At 72.0% G+C, this 19,677-nt stretch carries 18 protein-coding genes; 13 read left to right on the top strand and 5 right to left on the bottom strand.

From position 1 onward, the window contains the following. The first annotated feature begins 7 nt into the window (after positions 1-7). Both AC1DDU_RS09425 and AC1DDU_RS09430 read left to right on the top strand, forming a co-directional pair. The gene (locus AC1DDU_RS09425; RefSeq protein WP_477433322.1) at positions 8-1,351 is read left to right on the top strand and encodes a D-alanyl-D-alanine carboxypeptidase family protein; all 1,344 of its coding nucleotides are present in this window, start codon (positions 8-10) and stop codon (positions 1,349-1,351) included. A gap of 31 nt (positions 1,352-1,382) precedes the next feature. Then, positions 1,383-1,796, top strand: a complete 414-nt coding sequence (locus AC1DDU_RS09430; protein ID WP_477433324.1) for an L-rhamnose mutarotase — start codon at positions 1,383-1,385, stop codon at positions 1,794-1,796. A gap of 3 nt (positions 1,797-1,799) precedes the next feature. On the opposite strand, the gene AC1DDU_RS09435 is transcribed toward AC1DDU_RS09430, so the two are convergent. Continuing rightward, positions 1,800-2,657 carry an aldo/keto reductase gene (locus AC1DDU_RS09435; RefSeq protein ID WP_477433326.1) on the bottom strand — a complete coding sequence of 286 codons (858 nt, stop codon included), beginning with the start codon at positions 2,655-2,657 and terminating at the stop codon, positions 1,800-1,802. A gap of 204 nt (positions 2,658-2,861) precedes the next feature. On the opposite strand from AC1DDU_RS09435, the gene AC1DDU_RS09440 reads away from it, so the two are divergent. Genes AC1DDU_RS09440 through AC1DDU_RS09455 form a run of 4 tightly spaced genes read left to right on the top strand, consistent with a single transcriptional unit; the run spans position 2,862 to position 6,850 of the window. Next, positions 2,862-3,977 (top strand): peptidoglycan-binding protein, encoded by a 1,116-nt coding sequence (locus tag AC1DDU_RS09440; protein ID WP_477433328.1) that lies wholly within the window; start codon positions 2,862-2,864, stop codon positions 3,975-3,977. Positions 3,978-4,014: 37 nt separating this feature from the next. After that, a complete protein-coding gene (locus AC1DDU_RS09445; RefSeq protein ID WP_477433330.1) occupies positions 4,015-5,550 on the top strand; it encodes an aminotransferase class I/II-fold pyridoxal phosphate-dependent enzyme in 1,536 nt (511 codons plus the stop codon). Positions 5,551-5,560: 10 nt separating this feature from the next. Then, positions 5,561-6,004, top strand: coding sequence for a VOC family protein (locus AC1DDU_RS09450; RefSeq protein WP_477433332.1), 444 nt, complete (start codon positions 5,561-5,563; stop codon positions 6,002-6,004). A 39-nt stretch (positions 6,005-6,043) separates the two neighbouring features. Next, a complete protein-coding gene (locus AC1DDU_RS09455) occupies positions 6,044-6,850 on the top strand; it encodes an isocitrate lyase/PEP mutase family protein (RefSeq protein ID WP_477433334.1) in 807 nt (268 codons plus the stop codon). A 4-nt stretch (positions 6,851-6,854) separates the two neighbouring features. On the opposite strand, the gene AC1DDU_RS09460 is transcribed toward AC1DDU_RS09455, so the two are convergent. Beyond that, positions 6,855-8,528 carry an MDR family MFS transporter gene (locus AC1DDU_RS09460; RefSeq protein ID WP_477433336.1) on the bottom strand — a complete coding sequence of 558 codons (1,674 nt, stop codon included), beginning with the start codon at positions 8,526-8,528 and terminating at the stop codon, positions 6,855-6,857. Further along, positions 8,525-9,166 (bottom strand): TetR/AcrR family transcriptional regulator, encoded by a 642-nt coding sequence (locus tag AC1DDU_RS09465; RefSeq protein ID WP_477433338.1) that lies wholly within the window; start codon positions 9,164-9,166, stop codon positions 8,525-8,527. The genes AC1DDU_RS09460 and AC1DDU_RS09465 overlap by 4 nt, the downstream gene beginning before the upstream one ends. A gap of 109 nt (positions 9,167-9,275) precedes the next feature. Here AC1DDU_RS09465 and AC1DDU_RS09470 point away from each other — a divergent pair, with 109 nt between their 5' ends. From AC1DDU_RS09470 to AC1DDU_RS09480, 3 genes are read left to right on the top strand one after another with little or no spacing between them, the layout of a single operon-like run. Beyond that, positions 9,276-10,988 (top strand): IlvD/Edd family dehydratase, encoded by a 1,713-nt coding sequence (locus AC1DDU_RS09470; protein ID WP_477433340.1) that lies wholly within the window; start codon positions 9,276-9,278, stop codon positions 10,986-10,988. Continuing rightward, a complete protein-coding gene (locus AC1DDU_RS09475; RefSeq protein ID WP_477433342.1) occupies positions 10,975-11,877 on the top strand; it encodes an SMP-30/gluconolactonase/LRE family protein in 903 nt (300 codons plus the stop codon). The genes AC1DDU_RS09470 and AC1DDU_RS09475 overlap by 14 nt, the downstream gene beginning before the upstream one ends. After that, on the top strand, positions 11,874-12,881 hold the full coding sequence (locus AC1DDU_RS09480) for a zinc-dependent alcohol dehydrogenase (RefSeq protein ID WP_477433344.1): 1,008 nt from the start codon (positions 11,874-11,876) through the stop codon (positions 12,879-12,881). The genes AC1DDU_RS09475 and AC1DDU_RS09480 overlap by 4 nt, the downstream gene beginning before the upstream one ends. 10 nt (positions 12,882-12,891) lie before the next feature. Here the strand turns inward: AC1DDU_RS09480 and AC1DDU_RS09485 are convergent, their stop codons facing one another. Then, positions 12,892-13,932, bottom strand: a complete 1,041-nt coding sequence (locus AC1DDU_RS09485; RefSeq protein ID WP_477433346.1) for a YeiH family protein — start codon at positions 13,930-13,932, stop codon at positions 12,892-12,894. A 77-nt stretch (positions 13,933-14,009) separates the two neighbouring features. Here AC1DDU_RS09485 and AC1DDU_RS09490 point away from each other — a divergent pair, with 77 nt between their 5' ends. Both AC1DDU_RS09490 and AC1DDU_RS09495 read left to right on the top strand, forming a co-directional pair. Continuing rightward, complete coding sequence (locus AC1DDU_RS09490; protein WP_477433348.1) at positions 14,010-14,918, top strand: LysR family transcriptional regulator; 909 nt, start codon at positions 14,010-14,012, stop codon at positions 14,916-14,918. Between the two features lie 85 nt (positions 14,919-15,003). Next, entirely contained in the window at positions 15,004-16,569 is a 1,566-nt protein-coding gene (locus AC1DDU_RS09495) for a glycosyltransferase family 39 protein (protein ID WP_477433350.1), read from the top strand. Positions 16,570-16,581: 12 nt separating this feature from the next. Here the strand turns inward: AC1DDU_RS09495 and corA are convergent, their stop codons facing one another. Next, positions 16,582-17,580, bottom strand: coding sequence for a magnesium/cobalt transporter CorA (gene corA / locus AC1DDU_RS09500; protein ID WP_477433352.1), 999 nt, complete (start codon positions 17,578-17,580; stop codon positions 16,582-16,584). A gap of 124 nt (positions 17,581-17,704) precedes the next feature. Between corA and AC1DDU_RS09505 the strand changes: the two genes are divergently transcribed. Together AC1DDU_RS09505 and AC1DDU_RS09510 are read left to right on the top strand one after the other, a co-directional pair. Then, on the top strand, positions 17,705-18,673 hold the full coding sequence (locus AC1DDU_RS09505; protein ID WP_477433353.1) for a squalene cyclase: 969 nt from the start codon (positions 17,705-17,707) through the stop codon (positions 18,671-18,673). A 77-nt stretch (positions 18,674-18,750) separates the two neighbouring features. Further along, a complete protein-coding gene (locus AC1DDU_RS09510) occupies positions 18,751-19,674 on the top strand; it encodes a S1C family serine protease (protein WP_477433355.1) in 924 nt (307 codons plus the stop codon). Positions 19,675-19,677: the final 3 nt, after the last annotated feature.

The following is a 19,677-nucleotide window of genomic DNA, read 5'->3' on the forward strand; positions in this document are numbered from 1 at the left end:
GAGCGCAGTGACGACACCGCCGAAGACCGCGGATGGCCTCGAAGGGCTCACGGAGCTGATGGAGCACGAGTACGTCGCTCCGGGGCCGCGAGGCCGAGATCCCCACGTCCGGCGCGCTCGCCGCCGGCGCGGACTCATCATCGCTGCGGTCGTCACCACCCTCGTCCTCGCGCTCGCCGGAGGCTACGTCGGCTGGGCGCTCACGGTGCCCATCGACGACGCCGTCGGCACCAGCCACGCGCCCGAGGCTCCGGCATCCGTCGCCGCGACGATCGCGCTGCCGACCACCGGTGCGTCGGCGATCTCCATCGCAGGGGCCGACGAGTACCTCGGCCCGACGGCGAGCGGGATCTGGGCGACGAGCGGACCCGCCGACGAGCCGCGATCGATCGCCAGCATCACAAAGCTGGTCACGGCGATGGTCGTGCTCGACGCGAGGCCGCTGGAGGACGACGGCGGGCCGGCGCTCACCTTCGACAAGGCCGACCACGCGCTGTACGACAAGTACTACGTGATGGGCGCGACGATCGCCCCGATGCCGACGGGCACGACGCTGTCGCTGCGCGACGCGCTCGCGACGATGCTGATCCCATCCGCCTGCAACTACGCGGAGGCCGTCGCCGAGTGGGCGTTCGGCTCGCAAGGGGCCTTCGTGGGTGCGGCGAAACGGTGGCTGGCCGCCAACGGCCTCACGCACACCACGATCGTCGAGCCCACGGGCATCGACGCGCGCAACACGAGCACCCCGGCAGACCTCATCGCGCTGGGAAAGCTGGCCGCGGCGAACCCGGCGATCGCGCAGATCGCCGGAACCCGCTCGGTGACGCTGCCCGGCCCCGGGACGATCGTGAACACCAACACGCTCCTCGGCAGCGGGGGGATCACGGGCCTCAAGACCGGCACCCTCGACGATGCCTCCAACCTGCTGTACACGGCGACGCTGGATGTCGGCACCCCCACACCCCTCACCATCGTCGGCGCGGCGCTGGGCGGCAGTTCGAGGCAAGCCGTCAACGACAGCGTGCTGGCGCTGCTGGGCAGCATCGCCGCCGGGTTCGCCACGGTTCCGGTCGCGGAGCAGGGCCAGGAGGTCGGCTCGTACTCGACACCGTGGGGCAGCGGCGCGCGGGTGGTGCTCGGGGAGGACGCCTCGCTGTTCACCTGGTCCGACACCCCGATCACCGTCGACATGCAGACACACACGCCGACCACGTGGAAGGACGGCGAGGTCATCGGCAGCGTCACCTGGACCGCCGGCCCGAACACCGTGAGCGTTCCCGTGGAGCTGGAGGGCGGCATCCGTCCGCCGACGGCGTGGTGGCGTCTCACTCACCCGAGTCAACTCGGCTGACGCCGCTAGCGATTATCGCTAGGCTGCTGCGATGGACGAGGAATCGGCTCTCGCGTCGCATGTCGAGTCCGGCATCCGAGGCAACCGGGTCATCGCGCAGCGCACACGCCTGTATCCCGGCGCCGCGGAACGGTACTGCGAGGTGCACGCGCGCATCCCGGAGGCGATCGCGGTCGCGCTGCGCGAAGCCGGTGTGGTCGACTGGCGCATCTGGCGCGACGGCGACGTGCTGTTCCACACGATCGAGACGACCCACGGGCTCGACGGGATGCGTGCCCGGATGGCGGCCCGCGGCCCCATCGATCCCGAGTGGGATGCCCTGATCGCCACGCTCGTGGACCAGTCGGACGACGCCTCCGCGCTCTTGCAGCCGGTCTGGACCATGACGTCCACCACTCAGTGCGGCGGCGGCGTCGCCGGACGAGTGCGCTCTCGCGTCGATTGACCGTCACGCAAGCTGGCGGGGTCTGGCCAGCGGCATCACCGCGGACATGAGCCAGCGCGGCATCCGGAACATCGGGTGGTCGGATGCGAGCGCGTCGATGGCGGACATCTCGATCGGGGTGAGCTCGAAGTCGAAGACGTCGATGTTCGCCGCGATGTGCAGCGGGTCGGTCGATTTGGGGATGGCGACGAACCCGCGCTGGACGTGCCAGCGCAGGATCACCTGCACCGAGGACTTGCCGTGCCGCGCCGCGGCCTCGACGACGGCGGGCTGGGCGAGCAGCCGCTGCGAACCGTGGCCGAGCGGGTACCACGCCTCGGCCGCGATCCCGTGCGCTTCGAGGTAGGGAAGGAGCCGTGGCTGCGGCCAGTGCGGGTGCAGCTCGACCTGATCGATCACCGGCTCGATCCGGGTGTGCGGGAGGAGCCGATCGAGGTCGGCGGCGGTGAAGTTGCTGACGCCCAGGGAGCGCACCATTCCCGCGTCCACGGCATCCTCCATCGCCCGCCACGCCCCGCGCACGTCGCCGACGGGCTGGTGCAGGAGCAGCAGATCGAGGTAGTCGCAGCCCAGGCGCTCGAGCGACGCCTCGATCGCGATGCGCGCCTTGTCGTACCCGTAGTCCGAGGGCCACAGCTTGGTGGTGAGGAAGATCTCCTCGCGCGGCACTCCGGAAGAGCGGATGCCGCGCCCCACGGCGCGCTCGTTGCGGTAGACCGCGGCGGTGTCGATGAGCCGGTACCCCGCCTCCAGCGCGGCCTTCACGCTCGCCTCGCACACGTCGATGTCGGTGACGAGATACACGCCCAGGCCGATCTGCGGCATCCGGACGCCATCGGAGAGCACGATGCTGGTCGTCATGGCTCGTTCCCTTCGTCGTTGCGTGCTGACGTCGGGCTCGAAGGAGCGGCGGAGTGCGGGGCCGGGCTTTCGCGCCTGTGGAACGAATCTAGATCCCGCACGCTCTCGGCGGGAGTACCCGACGAGCCGGGGGATGCGGGACGCGCGAGCACTCCCGGTGCCATGATGAGCGCAGGTTCCCGCAGCTGATCGGAGGATCGCGTCATGGCGGATCGCACGAAAGCGCCGACGCGACTCGTCGTGGCCCTGGTCTGGGCCGCTGTGGCGGCCGTCGCGCTCGCCGGGTGCGCCGGCGGCACGAGCGACCTCGACAGGGCGAAGGCGCAGGTCTCGGCGAAGGAGAAGGCGCTGGCGCAGGCGCAGGACGACTTCACCGCGGCGTCCGCCCAGTTCTGCCAGGCGGGCAAGACGTACATCGATGCGCTGGATCGCTACGGCGACGTGCTGCACGACACCGCTCCCACGGTCGGCGACGTCAAGAACGCCGGCGCGGATCTCGTCGCGCCGCGCAAGGACGCCTTCGACGGAGCGGATGCCGCGGTGGAGGCGCGCGATGCGGTCGAGGTCGCCCAGCAGGACCTCGCCGATGCCCAGGCGAAGCTCGCGGCGGTCGAGGCGGGCCCGTCCGCCTCGGCGTCGGTGTCTCCGGCCCCGGTGCCATCCAGCACGCCGCTGGCCTCCGGTGCGTCCGTGGAACGGGTGAAGCAGGCGGAGTCGGAGTTCACGTCGGCGACGGATGCCGTGACCGACCAGACGCCGCTGACCGATGCCGCGGAGCTGTTCAACAGTGCCGCGGTGGCGCTCGAGCTCGCATGGCTCGGGCTCTTCGTCGATGCCGGCTGCGCGACGGACGAACAGGTGCAGCAGGCCTCGGCCGCCGTCAGCGCGTACACGACCGCGCTGCAGCAGGAGCTCCTCGTCACCGGGTACTACAGCGGTGAGGTCGACGGCGTCTACGGGCCGATGACGGTTCAGGCGGTCCAGGATCTGCAGTCGGCGAGCGGGCTGCCGGTCACCGGAACCATGGACAAGGCGACGACCGAGGCGCTGCAGGCCGAACTCGCCGCCCTCAGCGGGGCTGCCGCTCAGGAATCCGTCGCCTCGACCGCCGCCGTCCAGCAGACCCTCGCGCTCGTCGGGTTCTGGGACGGTCCGGTCGACGGTGTCTGGACGCCGGAGCTGACCGATGCGGTGAAGGCGTTCCAGGTCGAGCTCGGGGTCGAGCCGACCGGCACGGTGGATGCCGCGACCATCAGCGCCTTCGAGCAGGCGATCGCCGCTCTTCCGGCGCCGGCGCCGAGCCCCTCGACGACGCCCTAGACACCGCCGATCGGACCGCGTCGCTATCGTCGTGGGCGTGGACACATCGGACGATGGTCGTGCGCGCGATCTGCGGGATCCGCGAGGGTACTCCGACGACGCGCCGCTCTTCGACGCGTGGCTCGGCTTCACCGACGACGTCGACGCGGGAACGCGGGCGCCGTTCAGCATCCCCGGGCACAAGCACCGGCGCGACCTCGTCGGCGACGTGATCCGCGGCGATGCGCCGCTGTTCGCCGGACTGGACACGATGAAGCAGACCCGTGGCGTGCTCGCGGCGGCCGAGGCGCGCGCGGCCGACGCGTGGGGCGTCGACTGGTGCCGGCTGTCGGTGGGCGGCTCGACGCACGCGAATCAGGCCGCCGTGCTGGCGCTCGGCCGGCCGGGACAGCCGGTGATCGTCTCGCGCACGCTGCACCGCTCGGTGCTGCTGGGCATCGTCTTCGCCGGGCTCCGGCCGATATGGGTGCGCCCCGAGATCGATGCCGCGACGGGTCTGCCGGGCGCCGTCCCGGTGGCAGCGGTCGAGGCGGCGCTCGCGCGGCATCCCGATGCGTGCGGCGTGCTCGTGGGCGACCCGTCCTACGTCGGGACGATGTCCGACATCGCCGGGCTCGCCGACGCGGCGCACGCGGCTGGTGTGCCGCTGGTCGTCGACGCCGCCTGGGCCGCGTACTTCGGGTTCTCGACGAGGGTGCCCGCGCACGCGCTCGCGCGCGGGGCGGACGCGCTCGTCACGAGCGCGCACAAGACCCTTCCGGCCTGGAGCCAGGGCGCACTGCTGCTGGCCCGCACGACCCGCGCCGGAGGGCTGCTCGATGCCGATCGGCTCGCACGCGGGTTCGAGGCATCCCACACCACCAGCCCTGCCGGCCCGATCCTCGCGAGCATGGACGCCTCGCGTGTGCTGCTGCAGCGCGACGGCGAAGGGCTGATCGGCCGGCTCGTGGCCCTGGTCGCCGACGCCGGGGATCGGCTGTCGCACATCGAAGGCGTCGAGGTGCTGCGCGAGCGCCCGGCCGATCACCCCGATGGCGCGCTCGCGGTCGACCCGGCCAAGCTCGTGGTGCTGCTGGCGGGCACCGGCGCGCACGGCCACGCGATCGAGGACGACCTCCTGTCAGAGGGCATCACGCTCGAGATGGCCGACCGCGACGTGATCGTGCCGCTGGTCACGGTCGCCGACGACGAACGGTCGACCGGACGGCTCGTCGACGCCGTCGCCGCGGCCGTCGAGCGGCATCGCGGCGCGCCCCGCGTGGCGACGGCATCCGCCGCATGGGCGGTGGCGGCCGCACCCATGCTGCCACCACGGCAGGCCTTCTTCGCCGCGCACGAGACGGTGGACGCGGATGCCGCGATCGGCCGCGTCTGCGCGGAGCTGATCGCCCCGTATCCCCCGGGAGTTCCTGTGCTCGCGCCGGGCGAGGAGATCACGCCCGGTGCCGTCGCGGCGCTTCGCGAAGCGCGGGCGGAGGGCGGTCGCATCGCGTATGCCGCCGACCCCACGCTGACCACGATCCAGGTCGTCGCGCACGCCGACGCCCTTCCGCCGAACCGGGCGGGCGCATAGGGTCGCCACCGTGGGCGTTCGCAGCTTCGAGCATGTCGGGATCATCGTCGAGGACCTCGAGGAGGTGGCCGGCTTCTTCGAGCTGCTCGGCTTCCGCCGCGGTGACACGGCGCGGATCGGCGGCACGTGGGCAGATCGGGTCAACGGGCTGACCGGCACCGATGTCGAGATGGTCTTCGTCACCGCGCCGGACGGCTCTGGGGCCCTCGAACTGTCGCGCTTCCTGCGACCGGCGAGTCCGGCATCCACCGATGATGCCGCCCCATCGAACGCGCTGGGACTGCGCCACCTCGCGTATCGCGTCGACGACGTCGCATCGCTCGTGACCCGCGTGCGCGCCGCCGGCTACGACACGATGGCCGAGATCGTGAACTACGAGGACCAGTGGCTGGTCTGCTACGTGCGGGGCCCGGAAGGGCTCATCGTCGAGCTCGGCCAGCGACTGGACGACTGACGCGATCCTCCCGGCTCGATCGACGTGAAAGGCGGCGCTGTGCCCGCGGACAAGGCATCCGACTTCCTCTCGCTGCACACGGGGGCGGGATTCGTCATCCCGAACGCGTGGGATGCCGGGACCGCACGCATCCTCGAGCAGGTGGGATTTCCGGCGATCGCGACCACGAGCGCCGGCATCGCCTGGTCGCGGGGGATTCCCGATGGGGGTGCGCTCAGCGCTGACGCCATGTTCGAGCGGCTCGCGGAGATCGCGGCGTCGGTGGCCGTGCCGGTGAGCGCCGACCTCGAGGCCGGATACGGCGACACCGCTGAGGCGGTCGGGCGCACCGTCGCACGGGCCGTCGCGTCCGGGGCCGTCGGCGGCAACATCGAGGATGCGATCGCGGGGGAGCTCGTCGACGTCGACGCGGCGGCGGAGCGCCTCGTCGCCGCGCGCGACGCGGCGCCCCGCGGGACGTTCGTGCTGAACGCCCGCACCGACGCGTACTTCGTCGGCACCGCCGGCGATCCGTTCGCCGAGACCGTGTCGCGGGCACTGCGCTACGTCGACGCCGGCGCGGACTGCGTGTTCGTCCCGGGCGTGAAGGACGAAGACACGATCCGCCGGCTCGTCGCGGAGATCCCGGTGCCGCTCAACGTGGTCGCGGGGCTGACGGCGAACGTCATCGCCGCGCCCACGCTGTTCTCCCTCGGGGTGAAGCGCGTCAGCGTCGGCGGCAGCCTCGCCCGCGCCGCCCTGACCGCGGTGGAGCAGGCGGGGCGAGAGCTGCGCGACGCGGGCACCCTCGGCTTCCTCGACGGTGCGCTCGCCTACGCCGACGTGCAGCGCCGATTCAGCGACTGAGCGCCTACTCCGTCGCCGAGTCCTTCGTGCGCCGGCCGCCGCGGCGCGCCGGGGCCGGAGCCGCCGCACGCTGCTCGGCCTCGAGGCGCTCCGCCTCTTCGCCGCCGATGGCCTCGCCGCGCGCCACGAGCCCCGCGACGTCCGACAGCGGGATCTCCTTGAGGAACAGCGCCAGGATCAGCGCGACCGCGATGAACGGCACGAGGTACCAGAACACCGGCGCGAGCGCGTCGGCGTAGGCGTTCACGACGCCCGTCTGCACCGCGTCGGGCAGCGAGTTCAGCACCGACGGGTCGATGCTCGAGGTGGCCTCGCCTGCCTGCTCGGGTGAGGCTCCGGCATCCGTGAACACCTTCGTCAGGTTCTCGGTGAGCCGTGTCGTGAAGAGGGTGCCGAAGACGGCGGTGCCCAGGGCCGCACCCACCTCGCGGAAGTAGTTGTTCGTGGAGGTGGCGGTGCCGAGGTCGGAGGCGGGCACCGCGTTCTGCACGACGAGCACGACGACCTGCATGATGCAGCCGAGGCCGACGCCGAACAGGAACAGGTAGGTGCAGATGAGCCAGATCGGGGTGGACGCCGTCAGTGTCGTCATGAGGATCATGGCGATGCCGACGATGATCGTGCCCGCGATCGGGAACAGCTTGTACCGGCCGGTCTTGGTGATGAGAAGACCCGAGGCGATCGAGGTGCCCATGACGCCCACCATCATCGGCAGCATGAGGAGCCCGGATGCCGCAGCCGACGTGCCGGAGGACATCTGCAGGAACGTCGGCACGAAGCCGAGGGCGGCGAACATGCCGATGCCGATCGCCATGCCGATCGCGGTGGCGTTGATGAAGATCGGGTTGCGGAACATCGACAGCGGCATGATCGGGTCGGCGGCGCGCGACTCGGTGAAGATGAACAGGCCCGCCGAGGCGACAAGGCCCGCGCCCCACGCCCAGGTGGCACCGTGCTCCCAGCCGAAGTCGGCGGAGCCGCCGAAGTCGGTGAAGAAGATGAGGCACGTCGTGGCCACCGAGAGGAACAGCACCCCGAGCCAGTCGATCGGCTTCTCGGCCTTCTTGTTCGGCAGCTTCAGCGCGAACACCGCGATGAGGAACGCGGCGATGCCGACGGGGATGTTGATGTAGAACGCCCACTGCCACGTCAGGTGGTCGACGAAGAAGCCGCCGAGCAGCGGGCCGGCGACGGCGGCGAGGCCGAAGATGCCGCCGAGGGGACCCAGGTACTTGCCGCGCTGGTCGGCGGGGACGATGTCGGCGATGATCGCCTGCGACAGGATCATCAGCCCGCCGCCGCCGAGGCCCTGGATGGCGCGGAAGGTGACGAACATCCAGAAGTCGGTCGCGAACGCGCAGCCGATCGATGCCAGTGTGAAGATCGCGATCGCCACCATGAACAGACGGCGCCGGCCGAGCACGTCGCCGAACTTGCCGTAGATGGGCATCACGATCGTGGTGGCGAGGATGTACGCCGTCGTGATCCACACCTGGTGCGAGACGCCGCCGAGCTCGCCGACGATCGTCGGCATCGCGGTGGAGACGATCGTCTGGTCCAGGCTCGACAGCAGCATGCCCGCGATCAGGGCGGAGAAGATGATCCAGATGCGCCGCTGCGTGAGCAGCAGGGGCGCATTCCCGCCGGGTGCGGCGGTGGGGACGGTGGCGGTGGTCATTCGGGGGTTCCCATCAGTGCGGTCTGCGTGACGAAGAGGTCGCGCGCCGCGCCGATGCGTCGCTCGAAGATCTGGATGAAGCTGTCGGTGTTGCCGGGCTTGAGGAACTCGCCGGCTGCCGAGCGCACGAGAGCGCCGACGACCTGGGAGGCGACCTGCGCGCGCAGATCGCCCGCCGGCAGGTTCTCGCGCTGCTCGATCAGCCGCGCGTCGAACTGCTCGCCCTCGAATCCGAGTTCGAGCATGCGCGCCAACAGTCGGGGCTCCTTCTCGACCGCGCGGAACAGGTCCTGCACCGTGTCGGGAGCGATGTCGAGGGCGCGCCAGCGCTCCTCGGCGAGCAGCGCGAGGTCGGTGAGAAGAGTGGGCGAGATGCCCGGACCCGCAGATCCGCCGGCGAGGAAGCGGGCGATGGCGGCGGCATCCGATCGCTCCAGGGGGATGCCGAGCACGGCGTCGTCCTTGGAGGCGAAGTAGTTGAAGAACGTGCGACGCGAGACGGCGGCCTCGCTGCACAGCTCTTCGACGGTGAACCCGGCGAGCCCGCGCTCGGCGGTGAAGTGGCGCGCAGCGCGGATCAGCGAGCGCGTGGTCTCGGCACGGCGCCGCTCGCGAAGGCCATCTGCACTATCAGTCACATCATGCAGTTTTGCACTTGATGCCGAATCGTGCAAAACGTCGGGAGCGCCGTATCCTGACCACAACGGGTGGGCCTCGAGGTCCGCCGCCGGAGGATGTGGGTCGACGATGACGCTTCGCAGTTCGCAGTGGTACTCGGGTGACGCCCGCAACGCGTACATCCACCGTGCGTGGATGCGCCGGGGCGTGCCGTCCCGCGCGTTCGAGGGGCGGCCGCAGATCGCGATCGCGAACACCGCCTCCGACCTCACGCCGTGCAACGCGCACCTGAGCGAGGTCGCGCAGTCGGTCAAGAACGGGGTGTACGAGGCGGGCGGCATCCCGCTCGAGCTTCCCGTGGTGTCGCTCGGCGAGACGCAGGTGCGTCCGACCGCGATGCTGTGGCGCAACATGGCGGCGATGGCCACCGAGGAGATGCTGCGCGCGAACCCCATCGACGCCGTGGTGCTGCTGGGCGGCTGCGACAAGACGATCCCGTCGCTGCTGATGGCGGCGGCATCCGTCGATCTGCCCGCCGTCGTGGTGCCGGGCGGCCCGATGCTCACCGGCCACTTCCGCGGCGAGGCGCTCGGGTGCGGCACCGACGTGTGGCGGCTGTCGGAGGAGGTGCGAGCGGGCACCCTGAGCGAAGCGGACTTCCTGAGGTCGGAGTCGTCGATGATCCGCTCGAAGGGGCACTGCAACACGATGGGCACGGCGTCGACGATGGCGCTGGTCGCCGAGGCGCTGGGAGTGGTGGTGCCCGGCGTCGCGGGCACGCCCGCGCCGGACGCGCGGCTCCTCGAGGCGGCCCACGACACCGGTGTTCTCGCCGTCGACCTGGTGGCGCAGGATCGCCGTCCGTCGTCGTTCCTCACCAAGGGCAGCTTCCACAACGCGATCGTCGCGCTGGCCGCGATCGGCGGGTCGACGAACGCGGTGGTGCACCTGCTCGCGATCGCCGGGCGGCTCGGGATCGACCTCACGGTCGACGACTTCGACCGGATCGGCGCCGACGTGCCGCTGCTGGTGAACCTGCAGCCGGCGGGGCGGTACCTGATGGACGACCTGCACCGGGCGGGCGGATTCCTCGCGGTGCTGCGCGAGGTGCGCGATCTGCTCGATCCCGACGCGCTCACCGTGACGGGGCGGCCGCTGGTCGACCACCTCGACGACGCGCGCATCTGGGACCCCGACGTCATCACGCCCCGCGACAGCCCGCTGCAGCCGCACGCCGGCATCTCGGTGCTGCGCGGCAGCCTCGCCCCGGGCGGAGCGCTCATCAAGCCCGCTGCGGCATCGCCCCACCTGCTGAAGCACCGCGGGCGCGCCGTCGTGTTCGACTCCATCGAGGACTTCCACGCCCGCGTCGACGACCCCGACCTCGACATCGACGAGGACTCGGTGATGGTGCTGCGCGGCTGCGGGCCCAAGGGGTACCCCGGCATGCCCGAGGTGTCGAACATGCCGCTGCCCAAGAAGCTGCTGGAGCGCGGCATCCGCGATGTGGTGCGCATCTGCGACGGACGTATGTCGGGAACGGCATACGGCACGGTGGTGCTGCACGTGACGCCCGAAGCGGCGGCGGGCGGCCCGCTCGCGCTGGTGCGGACCGGCGACTGGATCAGCCTCGACGTGCGTGCGCGGCGGCTCGATCTCGAGGTGTCGCCGGAGGAGCTGGCAGAGCGGATGCCGAGCCAAGCCACCCTCGACGGCTATGCGAAGCCGCGCCGCGGCTGGGAACGCCTCTACGTCGACCACGTGCTGCAGGCCGACCGCGGTGCCGACCTCGACTTCCTCGTCGGCGGGTCCGGGTCGGAGGTGTCGCGTGAATCCCATTGAGCCCGCGTACGCCGATGTGCCCTCGCTCGGCACGGCCCGCGTCGCGACGGACGTGTCGCACTTCCTGGGCGAGGGCCCGACGTGGGACCCGATCCGGAGCCGCCTGCTGTGGGTCGACATCATGGCGGGGGACGTCCACGTCGGGCTGCTCGGCGGCGACGACCGGATCGAGCCGGTGGAGCGCATCGGCTTCCCCGACACCGCCGGCGCCGTCGCGGTGGCCGAGGACGGCGCCCTGGTCGTGGCGGGAACCCACCGCCTCCACTACCGCGATGCCGACGGCCGGATCACGTCGGGCCGCGAGCTCGTCACCGGCGCCGGGCGCCGGTTCAACGACGGCAAGCCGGACCCCGCCGGGCGCTTCGTGGTGGGCACGAGCGGACCGGGTGGCGAGCTGCTGCTGCGCGTCGACACGGATGAGCGGGTGACGGTCCTCGACGACGATCTGACCCTGTCGAACGGGCTCACCTGGACGGCCGACGGCCGGCGTCTGTTCAGCATCGACACCCCGACCAGGCGCATCTTCGTGCGCGACGACGACCCCGCGACCGGCGCCGTCGGCGTCCGCCGCGTCTTCCTCGAGCTCGCTCACGGGTTCCCCGACGGGATGACGATGGATGCCGAAGGCCACCTGTGGGTGGCCGTGTGGGGCGGCGGCTGCGTGCTGCGGATCGCGCCCGACGGCCGGATCGTCGCCCGCGTGGACGTGCCCGCCCCGCACACGTCGTGCCCTGCGTTCGCGGGACCCGATCTCGACGTCCTCGTCGTCACGACGGCGACCGAGCACCTGACGCCCGCGCAGCTCGCGGAGCATCCGCTGTCGGGGCGGATCTTCACGTTCCGCCCCGGAGTGCGCGGCCTTCCGCCGCTGCTGTGGGGCGGCCGATGAAGGCCCTCGTCATCACCGGGCCGCGCCACGCCGAGGTGCAGGACGTCCCCGACCCCGAGCCCGCCCCGGGGGAGGTGGTCGTCGACGTGCGCCGCGCGGGCATCTGCGGCACCGACGTCGAGTTCTTCACCGGCGACATGGCCTACCTGCACACCGGCCACGCCGAGTACCCGATGCGCATCGGCCACGAGTGGATGGGCGTGGTCTCCGCCGTCGGCGCCGGCGTCGATCCGGCGTGGATCGGCCGTCGGGTCACCGGCGACACGATGCTCGGCTGCGGAGCGTGCCGGCGGTGCGAGCACGGGCTGCAGCACGTCTGCGAGAACCGTCGGGAACTCGGCATCCGCGGCGGCAAGGCCGGGGCGCTTGCCGAGCGCCTCGCCACGACCGTCACGTCGCTGCACCGTCTCCCCGATCTCGTCGACGAGGCGATGGGGGCGATGGTCGAGCCCGGCGGCAACGCGTTCCGGGCGGTGCAGGGCGCCGCTCTGCGTCCGGGCGACCGGTGCCTCGTGCTCGGTCCGGGCACGATCGGCCTGCTGTGCGCGATGTTCGCGCGCGCCGCCGGCGCCGAGGTCCACCTCCTCGCGCGCGACGAGGACTCCGCGGGGTTCGCCCGCTCGCTCGGGTTCGACGAGGTCTGGACCGAGGAGCGGATGCCGCAGCTGCCGTGGGACGCCGTGATCGAGGCATCCAATGCCCCTCACCTGCCCGCGAGGGCGCTGCAGCTCGTCGAACCGGGCAAGCGGGTCGTCTACATCGGCCTGGCCGGCACTCCGAGCCTGATCGACACGCGCGATCTCGTGCTCAAGGACGTGATCGCCGTGGGCGTGCTGAGCGCGTCGCCGGGCCTGGCCGGGACGATCGACGCGTACGCCGCCGGCATCGTCGATCCGCGGCCGCTCGTCGCGGCGACCGTCGGGCTCGAGGAGCTTCCGGCGGTTCTCGCGGGCGAGCGCCCGGAGGGCGCGGGCCCCGGTCCGAAGATCCACGTCGCGCTCTGAGCGCGGCGCATCACCCGAGCGCACCGGTCAGGGCGAGCGCCGCCAGTGCCGTCCCGGTGACCAGGAGCGACAGCACGGCGCCGAGTGCGAGCGGGCGCCAGCCGGCCCGGCGGATGGCGCCGAGATCGGTCGACAGTCCGATGCCCGCCAGCGCCGCCGCGATGAGCGCACCGCTCGCGGCGAGCATCGCCTCGCGCGCGCCTGCCGAGAGCAGCCCTGCCGAGTTCAGGAGCGTCATGACGGCGAACCCGACGATGAACCAGGGGATGAGCGTGAGGATCCGCCACGGCCGGCGCAGGAGGCCGGCCTGGTCGTCGCGGGGCTGCAGGAACGCGAGCCCGACGCTCACCGGGATGATCATGAGCGTGCGCACCAGCTTCACGACGACCGCGAAGCCGATGGCCGCGCCGCCGAAGGTCGCGGCGGCGGCGACGACCGAGCTGGTGTCATTGATCGCCGTGCCGGCGAGCAGCCCGAACGTGTGCGGGTCGAGTCCGAGCGCGTGGCCGAGGATCGGGAAGGCGACCGCGGCGAGGATGTTGAAGACGAAGATCGTCGAGATGGCGTAGGCGATCTCGCCGCTGGTGGCGGCGATGACCGGTGCGACGGCGGCGATGGCCGAGGCCCCGCAGATGCCGGTGCCGACGCCGATGAGGGTGCGCAGGCGGGACGGGATGCGCATCGCCCGTCCGAGCCCCCACGCCGCCAGCAGGCAGACGGCGAGCGTGCTCAGCATCACCGGGAGCGATTCGGCGCCGACGGCGACGACGTCCTGCAGCGACAGGTTCGCGCCCAGCAGCACCACGGCGACCTGCAGGAGGTATCGGCTCGAGAATCCGATCCCGGGCCGTGTGCGCGGGCCCGGGCGGCGCACCGCCGCGATCACCACGCCGATCGCGATCGCGGGCAGCGCGGTGCCGATGACCGGGGCGAACCGGCCGATGACGAGCGAGACGGCGGCGATCGAGAGGCACAGCAGGATGCCGGGGGTCAGCCCGGCCGCTGACCGGAGGGCGTTGCGGGTGGTGGTGACGGGTCCTGGGTGTTGCACCCTTCCACCGTCCGTCGCCGCGGCTCGCGGCGGTATCCCACAGGATCGCGTGGGGTCACAGGGTTAGGCTGTACCCCGTGGGATACGTTCCGGACGTCGAGGCGCTGCGGCTGCTGCGCGCCGTCTTCGAGCGGGGATCGATCTCGGCGGCCGCACGCGAACGCGGTGTCACGCAGCAGTCGGCGTCCGCACGGCTGCGCGCCATGGAACGCGCACTCGGCGTCGAGCTGCTACTGCGTTCTCCCCACGGCGTCACGGCGACGCCGGCCGGCGAGGTCTTCGCGTCGTGGGCGGACGCGCTGCTCGATGCGGCCGACCGTCTCGAGACCGGCATCGGGCAGCTGCGCGGAGAGAGCGGCCGTGAGCTCGCCGTGGCCGCGAGCCAGACCGTCGCGTCCCACCTGCTGCCGGCGTGGCTCGTCGCCCTGCGCGGTGCGCAGCTGGACGCCGGCAAAACCCCGACCGAGGTGCGACTTCTCACGGCCAACAGCGCCGGCACGTGCGGGCTGGTGCGTCAGGGCGAGGCATCCCTCGGCTTCATCGAGAGCCCCGAGCCGATCTCGGATCTGTCCAGCCGCGTCGTCGCGCGCGACGAGCTGGTGGTGGTCGTCTCGACCACGCACCCGTGGAGCGCAAGGGATGCCGTGAGGCTCGACGAGGTCGCCGACACCGGGCTGGTCGCGCGCGAGGTCGGCAGCGGCACCCGCCGCAGCTGGGAGCTCGTGGTCCAGGAGCGCCTGAACCGCGCGCCCGCCGCGCCCGCGATCGTGCTCGCCACCACTGCGGCCATCCGCTCCGCCGTCGCCAGCGGCCTGGCTCCCGCCGTGCTCAGCAGCCGGGTCGTCGCCGACGATCTGCGCCTCGGACGCCTCGCCCGCGTGCAGGTGGACACCCCGCCGATCACGCGGCCGATCACCGCGGTCTGGCGCGGTTCCGCCCGCGACCTCGCGCCCGTGGCGCGGGACCTGCTGGAGTCGACGCACTGAGCGTGCGCCGCGAGACCCGTGGCCGGGGGTGTCGGCATCCCGCGATTCTCGGCCCGTTCACAGAGCACGGGGGCACCCTGGTGCGGTGAGCGTCGCGGCCGAAAGGACCGCCTCGGCCGTCACCGCGCGCGCCGGGGCTTCCGCCGCGTCGTGGCCCACCACGGATGGACGGATGCCGGTGGCAGCCGCCGTCGTCGGCGTGTTCGCCGCGGTGGTGAGCGCGGCCGGCTCCTGGATCCCGTCGCTGTGGGGCGACGAAGCGGCCAGCGTGCTGTCGGCGCTCCGTCCCGGCGGCAGCCTCCTCGCGATGCTGACGCACGTCGACGCCGTGCACGGTGCGTACTACCTCGGGCTACACGAGTGGGTGCAGGTGTTCGGCGCGAGCCCGTTCGCGGTGCGCCTGCCGTCGGCGTTCGCGATCGGCGTCTGCGCGGCGGGCGTGACGTGGCTGTGCGGCCGGTTCGGCCCCCTCGCGTTCGCCGTCTCGGCCGGCGTGATCGCCGCGGTCCTCCCCCGCCTGACCTACGCGGGGGAGGAGGCGCGCGGCTACGCGTTCTCGGCGGCGCTGGCGACGCTGGTCTGGATCGTCGTGGTGGAGCTCCTCCGTCACGGCGTGCCGACCCGTCGGGGCTGGGCGCTGTACGCGGTGGTGCTGACCCTGGGCATCTACGTGTTCCTCTACCTCGCCCTGCTGACGATCGCCGTCGGCGTCGTGCTCGCGATGCACGGGCAGGGTCGCCGGCATCTGCGGCACTGGGCGGTGGCGTCGGCCGTGGCGATCGTGGCTGCGACGCCCGTCGTCGTGCTCGCCCTCGCCGAGCGGCGGCAGGTCGCCTTCCTCGCGCACCGCGAGGTGACCGCGAGCACCGTGCTGGTGAAGATGTGGTTCACGGCGTGGCCGTTCGCCGTCATCGCCTGGGCCCTCATCCTCACGGCCGTGGTGTGGTGGCTGGCCGATGCGGTGCGCCGCCGCCGGCGCGGGGAGCGCGCAGGGCTCGACATCGAGGCGCTCGCTGTGGCGTGGCTCGCGGTGCCGACCGGCATCCTGCTGGCCGCCAGCGCGGTCGTCGCCGGCTACACACCGCGCTACGGCACGTTCGCGGCGCCCGCGGCGGCGGTGCTCATGGCGGTCGGCGTGCGACGGATCGCCGGCATCCGTCTTCCGTCCTGGATGCCGCGCGTCACGCTCGCCGCGCTGGCCCTGGTCGCGGTGCTCGTCGCGGCGGGGCCGGTGTGGACGGGGCAGCGCACCCCGTGGGCCAAGAACAAGTCGGACTGGAACGACATCGCCGCGACGATCCAGCAGAGCGCGCTGCCGGGCGATGCGATCGTGTTCGACGATTCGGTGCGCCCGTCGCGTCGTCCGCGTCTGGCCCTCGACACCGACCCGGCCGCCTTCGCCGGGCTGGCCGATGTGACTCTCGAGACCTCGTACGCCGACAGTACGAGCTGGTATGCGAGCGTGTACTCCGTCGCCGAGGCGGCGCGCCTCGGGCGGTTCGCCGGGGTCGACCGGGTCTGGGTCGTGGAGTACGCGAGGGACGGCGGCGCGCCCGACTCGGACGCGGTGGCCGACCTCGAGGCGCTGGGTTACGAGGAGGCCGACAGCGTCAGGCTGCACAGCAGCATGGTGCTGCTGTTCACCCGGTGACGGGGCGGATCGTCAGAGCCAGTGGCGCTTGCGGAACACCACGTACAGCGTCACGCTCGTGGCCGCCATGAGCGCGAGGGCCATCGGATAGCCGAGGGTCCAGTGGAGCTCGGGCATGTAGTCGAAGTTCATGCCGTAGATGGTGCCGACCAGCGTGGGGCCGAACAGGATCGCCGCCCAGCCGGAGATCTTCTTGACCTGCTCGTTCTGGACGAGCGCCGTATCGGTCTGACGCTGGGTGACGATCGTCGCGTTGACGGTCAGCGCGTTGTCGAGGATCGAGCGGAACGCCGTGGTCTTGTCGATGATGCGCAGGGCGTGGTCGTGCACGTCGCGCAGCGACCGCTGCAGTTCGAGGTCGACCTCGTACTTGGGCGCTCCCCGCTGCAGCGCCTCGAGCATGTCGGCGAGCGGGGCGACCGCGCGCTGGAGCGTGATCACCTCGCGGGACAGGTCGTAGATGCGCTTGGACAGCGAGACGCCGCCGTTCTCGAACAGCGCGTCCTCGATCTCGTCGATGTCGTTCTCGACGCCGTCGATCACCGGCGTGTACTCGTCGACGACCTCGTCGAGGATCGCGTACAGCACGGCCTCGGGACCGAGGGCCAGGAGGTCCGGCTCGTTCTCCATGCGTCGACGCACGCGGCTGAGGTCGGGGGACTCGGCATGGCGGATCGTCACGATGAAGTCGGGGCCGACGAACACGTGCAGCTCGCCGAACTCGACGGTCTCGGACTCGTCGATGTAGCGGGCGGGCCGCAGCACGACGAACAGCACGTCGCCGTAGCGCTCCAGTTTCGAACGCTGATGGCCCGTCAGCGCATCCTCCACCGCGAGCGGGTGCAGCCCGAACTCGTCCGAGACCTGCGAGATCTCGTCGGGCGACGGGCGGAACAGTCCGATCCACGCCATCCCGTGGTGGGCGCGCGTGTACTCGAAGGTCTCGGCGAGGCTCGACGGATTCTCGATCCGCTTCCCGGCGACGTACACGCCGTTGTCGACGATGGGCATCGGGCAATTCTCCCTGGCGAGCGGTGCACGGGCAACGTTCCTCACGGTTCCGTGACGAGCGGATGCCGCCGCTCGGCCCGCGCCGGCCCTTCACGATGTCCATGACCGTGGCTACCCTGCCCCCATGACGATCGATCAGCGTGTGCTCGACTGGCTGCTCGACGCCGACCCCGCACTGCGGTGGCAGGTCGAGCGGGATCTGGCGGGCGCGCCGGCCGAGGTCTGGCAGGAGACGCGGCGCCGGGTCGCGACCGAGGGGTTCGGCGCGCGGCTGCTGGCGAAGCAGGATGCCGACGGCCAGTGGGCCGGCGGCGCGTTCTTCCCCGCCGGGTTCTTCGGCAGCGCCGAGGCCGAGGCGCCGGGTCAGCCGTGGGTCGCGACCACGTGGTCGCTCAAAGACCTGCGGGAGTGGGGCGTCGATGCCGCGGTTCTGGCGGGCACCGCTGAGAAGCTCGCAGCGAACAGCAGGTGGGAGTACGAGGACCTGCCGTACTGGGGTGGCGAGGTCGATGTCTGCATCAACTCCTACACGCTCGCCAGCGGTGCCTGGCTCGGCGCCGACGTGTCGCGGCTGGTCGCGTGGTTCCCCGAGCATCGCCTGGCCGACGGCGGCTGGAACTGCGAGGCCGAAGAGGGCGATTCGGTGCGGTCGTCGTTCCATTCGACCCTCAACGCCGCGCGCGGCATCCTCGCCTACGAGCGGATCACCGGTGACACGAGCATGCGCGACGCCCGTCACGGCGGCGAGGAGTACCTGCTGTCGCGGCGGCTGATGCTCCGCGCGTCGACGGGCGAGGTCGTGGGCGACTTCGTGACCCGGTTCGTGTACCCGAACCGCCATCGGTACAGCGCGCTGGTCGCGCTCGACCACTTCCGCGACGTCGCGCTGCTCGAGGGGACGGCCCCTGACTCCCGGCTCGCCGAGGCGATCGACGTGGTGCGCGCCGCGCGGCAGAGCGACGGGACGTGGCTGCAGACGACGCCGCTGCCCGGGCGCACCTGGTTCGACGTCGACGCCGCCGAGGGCGAGCCGTCGCGCTGGCTCACGCTGATCGGTTCCCGCGTGCTGGAGTGGTGGGATGCCGCGGCCTGACGCGCCGCCTGACTGAGGGGTGTTGCGCCGACGGCGAACTCGGGCCGCGGCATCCGTCACGGGTCGACACTGGGTGCGTGGACGAAGACGACGCCCTCGACGCGTACTCGACGATCGTCATGCGCGTGGCGCAGACGGTGCTGCCGTCGGTCGCGGCGGTGTCGGTGCACACGCGCCAGGGCGCGGGGGCGGGGAGCGCGTCGGTGATCACCGATGACGGGCACCTGCTGACCAGTGCCCACGTCGTCGAGGGGGCGACCGGTGTCGAGCTGGAGTTCCCCGACGGCACGACGTCGGCGGCATCCGTCGTCGGCGCCGACCCGCTGTCGGATCTGGCCGTGCTGCGCGCGCACGGCGCGACCCCGCCGCCGCTCACGCTGGGCGACGCGTCGAAACTCGGCGTGGGTCAGCTCGTGGTCGCCCTCGGCAATCCGCGCGGGCTGTCGGGCAGCGTGACCGCGGGCATCGTGTCGGCGCTCGGGCGTTCGCTGCCGACGCGATCGGGGCGCGTGATCGACGAGGTGATCCAGACGGATGCCGCCCTCAACCCCGGCAACAGCGGCGGCGCGCTCGCCGACAGCGCGGGCCGGATGATCGGCGTCAACACCGCGGTCGCCGGCGTCGGGCTCGGTCTCGCCGTGCCGATCAACGCCACGACCCGCGAGATCATCGACGCGCTGCGTACGGTCGGGCGGGTGCGTCGTGCCTGGCTCGGGATCGCGGGGGCCACGGTTCCGCTGGCGCCCGCGGCGGCGCTGAAGGCGGGCGCGGAGCGCGGCATGCAGGTGGTGTCGGTGGTGCCGAACAGCCCCGCCGCACTCGCCGGTGCCCATCGCGGCGACATCGTGCTCTCCCTCGACGGCGTCGCGATCGCCGATCCCACCGCGCTGCAGCGGCGCATGGTCGAGGGCGCGATCGGCCGGCGCATGGAGATGACGGTGTGGCGCAACGGCGCGCTCGTGGACGTCGTCGTGGAGCCCGAGGAGCTGCGGGTTCCCTGACGG

This window comes from Microbacterium sp. 05T445, assembly GCF_056395865.1.